The organism is Mycobacterium sp., assembly GCF_035603715.1.
Taxonomy (GTDB): Bacteria; Actinomycetota; Actinomycetes; order Mycobacteriales; family Mycobacteriaceae; genus Mycobacterium.
This window is the reverse complement of record NZ_DATNJW010000106.1, coordinates 1-8,764: the sequence shown is the minus strand read 5'-3', so window position 1 is coordinate 8,764 and position 8,764 is coordinate 1. Positions and strand designations below refer to the sequence as shown.

The window sequence follows — 8,764 nt, the reverse complement described above, 5'->3', positions numbered from 1 at the left end:
TGTCGCCGGATCAGTTGGCCGCGCTCTTCGACTCGCTGTCCGGTTAGCGCACCCCCCGGCCCAGGAGGCCGCCAATGGGGCGAGTGGAATCAGGCAGGCACCGACTGACGGCCGCGGACCAGCTTGCCGGGCCGCGCCTCGGTGGGCACGCCGTTCTCGGCGATCACCTCTCCGGTGACGATCGTGGCGACGTAGCCGTCGGCGGTCTGGTCCAGTCGGCGGCCACCGGCGGGCAGGTCGTGGGTGATCACCGGCTTGTGGATCCGCAGCGCCGCGTGGTCGATGACGTTGAGGTCGGCCTTGTAGCCGACAGCGATGCGGCCGCGGTCGCCGAGACCGGCAACGCGGGCCGGCACCGAGGTGAGTCGGCGGACGGCCTCGGGCACCTCGAAGCGGCCGGACTTGCGGTCGCGTGCCCAGTGCGCCAGGAAGTACGTCGAATAGCTTGCGTCGCAGATCATTCCGTAGTGTGCGCCGCCGTCGCCCAGACCCAGCACCACATCCTCGCGATGCAGCAAGTTGCCCACGGTGTCCAGTGAGTTGTTCTCCAGGTTGCTGGTCGCGACCAGCAGCATGGCCCGGCCGTCGTCGTCGAGCAGCCGGTCGTAGGCCTCTTCCATCGGGTGCACCCCGCGAGCCCGGGCCCGGGCGCCGATGCTGGTCGAGGGGTCGGGTTCGTAGTCGGGTTCGTCACCGAGCGGGAAGATCCAGTCCCACATCTGCGTGACGACGAGGATCGGGTGCCCCACGCCGGGCTTGTCGGCCAGGATGCGGGCGCGGACCTCGGGCTTGCGCATCTCGGCCACCCGCTCGGCCAGCGGCAGGTCGGCGATCTCGCGATAACTGGGGTAGAGCACGAATGGGTTGGCACTCAGCTGCAACCCCATGATCAGACCGATCGGGCGCGGCAGCAGCTGCGCGGTGACATCGCCGCCGGCGGCGTTGGCCTTCTCGATCATGTTGATGGCGTCCGGCCAGGTCGGGTCGCCGATATTGCCGATGACGAGGGTGAACGTGACCGGCAGCCCGACGTCCTCGGCGACGTCGAACACCGTCTGCAGCACGGACTCATAGCCGCCGGCCGGAATGTCGGGCACGAATTGCAGCAGCCCGCCGCCGCCGTCGACGACACCACGCGCGATCTCTTCGATCTCCTCGCGGGCCGCCTCATAGCTGGGGATCGGTGAACCGCTTTCGGTCTTGTGAATGGTGAACCTGGACGTGGCGAAGCCCAGCGCCCCAACCTCGATGGCCTCCTTGGCCAGCTCTCGCATCCTGGCCAGGTCCTCGGCGGTGGCCGGCTCGCGATCGGCGCCGCGCTGACCCATCACGTAGACCCGCAGCGGCGAGTGCGGAAGGTAAGCGGCCACATCGATGTCGCGCTTGCCCGCGTCGAGGGCCTTCATGTACTCGGGGAACGTCTCCCAATTCCACGGCAGGCCGTCGGTCATCACCACACCGGGAATGTCTTCGACCCCGGCCATCACGTCGACCAGCACGTCGTGGTCTTCCTGCCGGCACGGCGCGAAGCCGACGCCGCAGTTGCCCATCACCACGGTGGTCACTCCGTGCGCCGATGACGGCGTCAACCGCTCCGACCAGATGGACTGGCCGTCGTAATGCGTGTGCAGGTCGACGAAGCCGGGCGTGACCAGCAGCCCGGTTGCGTCGATCTCGCGTGTCGCGCCGGCGCCGTTGACTGCCCCGACCGCCGAGATGACGCCGTCACTGACGGCGACGTCACCGACGAACGGCTCACCTCCCAGCCCGTCGACGATGGTGCCGTTGCGGATGATGAGGTCGTAGGTCATCTAAATAATCTACGACCGTGTCGGTCTCTGATGCCAGGATGTTTCGATGATCGATCTGCGCCGGCGACGATGCAGAGCGAAGCGATGAGGAGGAGCGGTGCCAATGATTGATCATTTCGGGATCAATTGCGCCGACTATGCCCGCTCGCAAGAGTTCTACGACCGAGTGCTGGGCGTGCTGGGTTATCCGCGGCAACTCGATTTCGGAGAGGCCGTCGGCTATGGGCCCGAAGGCCAGCCGGATTTCTGGATCGCCGAAGGCGCCGGCATGGGTCCGAATCGGGAAACGCACTTCGCCTTCGCGGCCATCGACCATGAGGCGGTGCGGGCATTTCATGACGCCGCGGTCGAGTTGGGCGCCGAGTCGCTACACGCCCCGCGGTTGTGGCCGGAGTACGGCGAGAGCTACTTCGCCGCCTTCGTCCGGGACCCGGACGGCAACAATGTCGAAGCCGTCTGCCATGGGTAGGGTCGGCGAGTATGTCTGACCCCGACGCGTCCGCCCGGGAATTGCTCCGCGATTCGTTCACCCGGCTGATCGAGCATGTCGACGAGCTCACCGATGGGCTGACCGACGACACAGCCAATTACCGGCCGGGTCCGGACGCCAACAGCATCACCTGGCTGATCTGGCACAGCGCGCGTGTGCAGGACGTTCAACTCGCCCCGATCGCCGGCGTCGAGCAGGTGTGGACCGCGGACGGATGGGTGGACCGGTTCGGCCTCGACCTGCCCCGCAACGACACCGGTTATGGCCACGGCCCGGCAGAGGTGGCCAAAGTGCAGGCGCCGGTCGATCTGCTGGCCGGCTACTACCACGCCGTGCACAAGCTGACGTTGGAGTTCGTCGCCGGCGTCACGGCCGACGATCTGGAGCGCGTCGTCGACCGAAACTGGGATCCGCCGGTGACCGCCAGTGCCCGGATCGTCAGCATCATCGACGACTGCGCGCAGCACCTCGGCCAAGCGGCGTACGTGCTGGGTATCGCCCCCTAGCTCGGCAAACTTGACACCTGTCGAGGGTGTGCGACCTGCGTCACAGTCACGCGTCTACGATGGCCCCTATGACCGCCATCAAGCCTCCCGAAACCGCGCCCAGCACCACCGAGTTTTCCGGCACCGGCACCATTCACAGCCCCGCGAACGGCGCGATCGCGGGCGAGGTGCAGTGGACCGACCCGGCTGACGTGCCCACCATCGTTGCCGGGCTGCGCGCCGCACAGCGCGAATGGGAGCAGCGCGGCGCGCCGGGGCGCGCCAAGGTGTTGGCCCGCTTCGCGGTATGGCTGGGTGAGCACCGCGGCGAGATCGAAGAGCTGCTGATCAAGGAGACCGGTAAATCCGCGACCGACGCGGCACAGGAAGTGCCGATGCTGATCATGATCATCTCGTACTACATCAAAACGGCGGAAAAGGCGCTGGCACCCGAAAAGCGGCCGGCCGCACTGCCGTTCATGGCGATCAAGAAGGTCACCGTGCACTACCGGCCGCGGGCGGTCGTGGGCATCATCGCGCCGTGGAACTACCCGGTGGCCAACGCCTTGATGGATGGGCTCGGTGCCCTGGCCGCCGGCTGCGCCGTGCTGCTGAAGCCGTCGGAGCGCACCCCGTTGACCGCCGAGGTGCTGCGTCGCGGCTGGCAGGAATCCGGCGGACCCGCGGTGTTCGAGCTGGCCCAGGGTGCCCGCGCGGTATCCGAGGCCGTCGTCGACAACGTCGACTACCTGCAGTTCACCGGTTCCAGCGCCACCGGGAGCAAGGTGATGGAACGCGCCGCGCGCCGGTTGACACCGGTCAGCCTGGAACTCGGCGGCAAGGACCCGATGATCGTTCTCGAGGACGCCGACGTGGATCTCGCCGCCCACGCGGCGGTGTGGGGAGCGATGTTCAACGCCGGTCAGACCTGTGTCTCGGTGGAGCGGGTTTACGTGCTCGAGCAGGTATACGACCAGTTCGTTCAGGCCGTGGTTCGCGACGTCAAGGAACTACAGGTCGGCGCCGGCGAGGGCCATGACTTCGGGGCAATGATCGACGAACAGCAGCTGTCGGTGACCGAACGCCACGTCCGCGAGGCGGTGGCCGCCGGCGCCAAGGCATTGACCGGAGGTCAGCGCACCAACACGTCGGGCAGCTTCTATCCGCCCACGGTGCTCGTCGACGTGGACCACTCGATGGCCTGCATGACCGAGGAAACCTTCGGCCCGACGCTGCCGATCATGAAGGTCGGTTCGGTCGAGGAAGCGATCCGGCTGGCCAACGACAGCGACTACGGCCTGAGTGGATCGGTGTTCTCCCGTGACTTCGACCGCGCCAAAGAGGTTGCGCTGCAGCTTGATTGCGGTGCGGTCAACATCAACGACGTGATCACCAACCTGATGTGCACGACCGCGCCGATGGGCGGCTGGAAGACGTCGGGCATCGGGGCGCGGTTCGGCGGCGCCGATGGGTTGCGCAAGTTCTGTCGCGTCGAGACCGTTGTCGGTCCCCGCACCAATGTCGGTGCGGGCCAGAACTATTACCACAATTCGCGCAAGGCGCTGAAGCGGGTCAACAAGATGATGACGAGGATGGCGCTGTCGCGTCCGCGTCGCGTTGCCAAGTAAGACCACTTCGTGCGTTTAGCGCTGACGGCGCTGTTGTGGCTGTGCGCCACCGTCGCGCTGGCCATTGCCGTGCCGACAGTATGGACACAGACTCACGTGGTCGACGTCGACGGGTACACGGCCATGGCCCGCAAAGCGGCGGGCGATAAGGCGCTGCAGGCCGCGGTGGCAGCCGAACTCGCCACTAAGGCAACGGTTCTGATCAACCAACACAGCCACCACGTCGACTCCGCGCAAGTGCACGCCGTCGCGGCCGGCTACACCGCCGGGCCCGACTTTCCGGCGCAGTTCGCCGATGCAAACCGGCTGGCTCACGACTGGATGTTCACCGGGGCCCACACGCAGTCCGAGGGTGACCAGTGGGTCGTCGACCTGGCCGGCATGCTCAAAGACACCGCGTTCGAACAGCTGTTGACAAGCTATAGCGTGCAGGTGCCGCAGACGGTCCGAATCCCGGTGACAGTATCGACGCCGAAGGTGTTGCAGCCTGGCCAGTTACGGCCGCTGGCCACCTGGGGTCTATGGGCTTCCATCGGCGTGGTGGCGCTGGCGGGCGTCTTCGCACTGCTGACTCTGGCCGTCGCGCGCAGCCGTGGCCGCGCGCTGGCCAGCCTTGGAATCTCCGCGTTGCTGGTCGGTGCCGCGGGATGGGCCGCGATCGAACTGGCTCGTTACCCGATCAACGACACCCTCAACGACACGACCGGCGGTATCCGTGGGATCGCCGACGTGATGGTCGGCCAGGCGAAGAGCAGCCTGCATGACTGGCTTGACCTGACATTGGCCGGGGGCGGCGCGCTGGTGGTACTAGGCGTATTAGCGGCCGGCCTCGGCAGCTTGCGGAAGAGCTGAAAGATGTTCGCGCAGTAGGGTGTCAAGTTTGTCGTTGGCGGACCGCATGCCCGCGGTGATCATGCCGAACACTTTGTCACGCACCTTCTGCGGCTTGCCGATCAGCGGCGCGTACATGTGCCGCATCAGATCGAGTCGCGCCGCGCACAGCCAGTCCATCAAATCGGGATCCTCGAGCCAACCGATCTGGTTGCGCTGCTCGGCGAGCGTCGTGGTCAACCAATCCAGATCTGTATTGGGGTGAGGTACCGGATGGCACAGCCGGTTTCGCGTCGCGTCGTCGCCGTAAGCGGCCTCGACGTGGGCGATCAGGCCGGAGCTGAACACCTGCTGACAGCCGCGCACGCTCTGCAGCGTGATCCGGTCGCCGTCGAAAACGGTTGCTGCCGGCCGCTTCTCCAGCCCGTCGGCGCTGCAATCGACGAACAGCGCCGAATCGTCGACGGTGACGCCCCCGTCGGCCAGCACCACCTTGCCGGGCTCGATGCGCTCGACACGCCCCATTCGCACGATGTCGCGGATGCGTTGCAACTGTTCTAGTTCGGTCTTCGTCACGTTCGCGCAGCGATACATGGTCGGCTGCACCGACGGGTCCAGTCGCAGCAGATTGCCGCAGGCCTCCAGCCGTTCGAACAGGTCGGCCACCGATGTGGCGGCGTTGATCGCGACCAGCCGCTGGGCGAAGCCGGCCTGGAACCGCTCCAGGAATTGCGGACCGGGCTGGATGTTGGCTCGATCCATCAACCACGAATCGCGCGGCATGATCCAGGTCAGCCGTTCGGACGGGATTCCGTTGCGCAGCAACCACAAACAGGCGTCGATACCCGTCTTGCCGGCACCGACGATGACGAAACGTTCGCGGTCGGCCGCGAAGGCCGGCATGTCGTTGGGCGGCACGCAGTGGACGCCGTCGGCGACGTCGTAGGCGGGCGGGCGCATCGACGGCACCGTGGTCTGCAGGTACGTCGCGTCCACGACTCGTTTGCGGACGTGGACGGTGTGGTCGCCGCCGGCCAGCGTGCGAAATCGGCCGTCGCCCAGATACTCGGCCATCGGGAAGTACGACACCTGCCCACTGGGTAGCAGGTCCTGGTGCATCACCCGCTCGAAGTAGGCGCAGATCTCGCCGACGGTTGCCAGCTCGTACAACCCCTTGTTCCAGCCGAGCTGGTCGATGCTGTCGCTGCCCAACCCGCGGGAGTTCACGCCGTAGTACGCCGAGGGCTGATGCAGGCGAACAAACGGGTAGGCCCGGTTCCAGTGCCCACCGGGCGCGTGGCCGCGGTCGACGAGCACCACCTGGGCGTCGGTCTCGGTCACCAGGGTGTCGGTGAACGCCATTCCCATCGCGCCCGCGCCGACGACCAGATAATCCGTTTCGAGTGTTGTCACACCAGTTCCTCCCCGTGATGGCGACGTTATCGGATTCCCCAATCCGGCGGAGCTGGCTAGGTCAGTGACAATTTGGCGAAGATCTTCCCGGTCGGCTGGGGGGACCCGTTGCCCGGTTCGACGGTAAACGCCAGCACGCTGGAGTGCCCGAGGTCGGTGAACATGTGCGTGGTCGACGGCGTGACGGCCGCGGTGTCCATCGTGCCCGCCGCGACCGGGCCGTTGTCACCGACCAGCCACATTTCATACACGGTTCCCTGCGAAGGTGGCGGCACGTTGTTCAGCAACAGCATGCCGGCGTTCTTGTCCCGCGAGAACACCACCGTCGCCTTCCCGCCGGCCACATCGGCCGAGACCGATCGCACGTCGGGTGCCGCCATGATCTGCTCGGCCGTGGCCGGAGTCGGAGTTGGTCGCAGCGCGATGCCGGCGCCGAAGGCCGCCAAGGCAACCACGATCGCCGCCGCCGCAGCCAATACGGCTCTGCGCCAACGAGACCGGCGGGTGGTATCGGACTGCGCCCCGGCCAGCACCGCGGCGCGCAACCGGTCCGGCGGCTCGGCAGACGTCGCCGCCGAGATCAGGGCCATCGTCTCGCGCACGACGCGCACCTCGTCGTCGAAGGCACCGGCAACCGTGGCCGGCGCCGCGGCGAGTTGCCGGTCAATGGCCGCGCGCTCGCTGTCGGAGATGGCATTCAGGGCGTAAGGCGTGGCCAGCTCGAGCAGTTCGAATGGGTTCGGCTCGGTCATGTCACCCCCAGACAGCCGCGGAGACCGCGCAATGCGTCACGCATCCGCGACTTGATCGTCGACAGGTTGGCCGACAACCGCTGTGAGACTTCGGCGTACGTCAATCCGCCGTAGTAGGCCATCTCGATGCACTGCCGTTGGACGTCGGTCAGCGAATCCAGGCAGGCCGCCACCCGGCGGCGCTCGTCAGCGGCGATCGCCGCATCGGCGACCAGATCGCCGGGCCGCTCGACGGTGGCCGCACCGTACCGCGACTCCCGCTGGCCGGCGGATTGCTCCGAACGCACCCGGTCGATAGCGCGGCGATGAGCCATCGTCATCAGCCAGGCCAACGCGGAGCCCTTGGCGGAGTCGTACGCCTGGGCGGTCCGCCACACCTCCAGGTAGACCTCCTGCGTGGTCTCCTCGCTGTAGCCGGAGTCGCGCAGCACGCGGGTGATCAACCCGTAGACCCGGGCCCTGGTGTGGTCGTAGAGCGCAGCGAACGCGTCGGCGTCGCGGCGCGCCACCTGCCGCAGCAACGAATCCAGCTCGCTACCGTGTCTTGCTTCGGTCATCGGTCGGTAGCCTATCCGCTCAGCAACCGCGGTCGTCATGATCGCGCCGATCGGGGCGGGCGCGGAATGAAAAACGATGTCCGTTGCTGGTATTCGCTGAAGCCCGGACGGCCCCGCATGTACTTCTCGGTGAGCCGGGCTCCGGTAGCGTGAACCAGGAAATAGGTCATCAGCACGGGGGAGAGCACCGTGGCCAGTGACCACCACGCGGTCAGAGTGATCAGCCACAGTCCCCACCACACCGAGGCGTCGCCGAAGTAGTTGGGGTGACGCGTCCAGGCCCACAGCCCGCGGTCCATCAGCAGACCGCGATGGCTCGGTTCGGCCTTGAATACCCGCAGTTGATGGTCGCCGACGGCTTCGAAGAAGACACCCGTCAACCACACCAGCACACCGGCCAGGGTGGCGGCCAGCCAACGTCGTGGGGTGGGCCCGGCGACCGCGGAGAGTTGCAGCGGCAGCGAGATGAACCAGGTGGCGAAGCCCTGCAGTACGAAGACCTTGCCGAGAATCTGGCCGACGGTGGCGTCGCGCAGCAGGTCGGCATAGCGCGGATCCTCGCCCTGCCCGGCCGACCGTCGGTAGATGTATCCGCTCAGCCGCAGACCCCAGATCGCGACCAGCGCCAGCAACAGCCACCGGCGGGTGGGGTCGCCGGTGCCGAGCACCGCGGCGACGGCCGCGACGGCGATGAAGCCCAGTCCCCAGGCGACGTCGACGACGTTGTAGCGGCCGATGCGGTGGCCGATGGCGAAGGTGATCGTGTGCACCACAAGCAGCGCCGCAATCGACGCGCC

9 protein-coding genes are annotated in these 8,764 nt (G+C 66.9%); 4 read left to right on the top strand and 5 right to left on the bottom strand.

Annotated features, from left to right (window positions below; genetic code table 11):
- Nucleotides 1-89: 89 nt before the first annotated feature.
- Entirely contained in the window at nucleotides 90-1,811 is a 1,722-nt protein-coding gene (locus tag VN856_RS04710) for an N-acyl-D-amino-acid deacylase family protein (RefSeq protein ID WP_325686642.1), read from the bottom strand.
- Between the two features lie 103 nt (nucleotides 1,812-1,914).
- On the opposite strand from VN856_RS04710, the gene VN856_RS04705 reads away from it, so the two are divergent.
- The 4 genes from VN856_RS04705 to VN856_RS04690 all read left to right on the top strand — a co-directional run bounded on the left by VN856_RS04705 (nucleotide 1,915) and on the right by VN856_RS04690 (nucleotide 5,266).
- A complete protein-coding gene (locus VN856_RS04705) occupies nucleotides 1,915-2,280 on the top strand; it encodes a VOC family protein (protein ID WP_325686645.1) in 366 nt (121 codons plus the stop codon).
- Between the two features lie 11 nt (nucleotides 2,281-2,291).
- The gene (locus VN856_RS04700) at nucleotides 2,292-2,807 is read left to right on the top strand and encodes a mycothiol transferase (RefSeq protein ID WP_325686640.1); all 516 of its coding nucleotides are present in this window, start codon (nucleotides 2,292-2,294) and stop codon (nucleotides 2,805-2,807) included.
- Between the two features lie 68 nt (nucleotides 2,808-2,875).
- Entirely contained in the window at nucleotides 2,876-4,414 is a 1,539-nt protein-coding gene (locus VN856_RS04695; RefSeq protein WP_325686638.1) for an aldehyde dehydrogenase family protein, read from the top strand.
- Nucleotides 4,415-4,423: 9 nt separating this feature from the next.
- Nucleotides 4,424-5,266, top strand: a complete 843-nt coding sequence (locus tag VN856_RS04690) for a hypothetical protein (RefSeq protein WP_325686636.1) — start codon at nucleotides 4,424-4,426, stop codon at nucleotides 5,264-5,266.
- Here the strand turns inward: VN856_RS04690 and VN856_RS04685 are convergent.
- Genes VN856_RS04685 through VN856_RS04670 form a run of 4 tightly spaced genes read right to left on the bottom strand, consistent with a single transcriptional unit; the run spans nucleotide 5,231 to nucleotide 8,755 of the window.
- Complete coding sequence (locus VN856_RS04685; protein ID WP_414686868.1) at nucleotides 5,231-6,700, bottom strand: NAD(P)-binding protein; 1,470 nt, start codon at nucleotides 6,698-6,700, stop codon at nucleotides 5,231-5,233. The two genes, VN856_RS04690 and VN856_RS04685, sit on opposite strands and share 36 nt — an antisense overlap.
- A 14-nt stretch (nucleotides 6,701-6,714) precedes the next feature.
- On the bottom strand, nucleotides 6,715-7,410 hold the full coding sequence (locus VN856_RS04680; RefSeq protein WP_325686632.1) for an anti-sigma factor: 696 nt from the start codon (nucleotides 7,408-7,410) through the stop codon (nucleotides 6,715-6,717).
- Nucleotides 7,407-7,967: an ECF RNA polymerase sigma factor SigK gene (gene sigK / locus VN856_RS04675; protein WP_325686630.1), complete on the bottom strand. Its 561-nt coding sequence runs from the start codon at nucleotides 7,965-7,967 to the stop codon at nucleotides 7,407-7,409. The genes VN856_RS04680 and sigK overlap by 4 nt, the downstream gene beginning before the upstream one ends.
- Nucleotides 7,968-8,002: 35 nt before the next feature.
- The gene (locus VN856_RS04670; protein WP_325686643.1) at nucleotides 8,003-8,755 is read right to left on the bottom strand and encodes a DUF1295 domain-containing protein; all 753 of its coding nucleotides are present in this window, start codon (nucleotides 8,753-8,755) and stop codon (nucleotides 8,003-8,005) included.
- Between the last annotated feature and the right edge of the window lie 9 nt (nucleotides 8,756-8,764).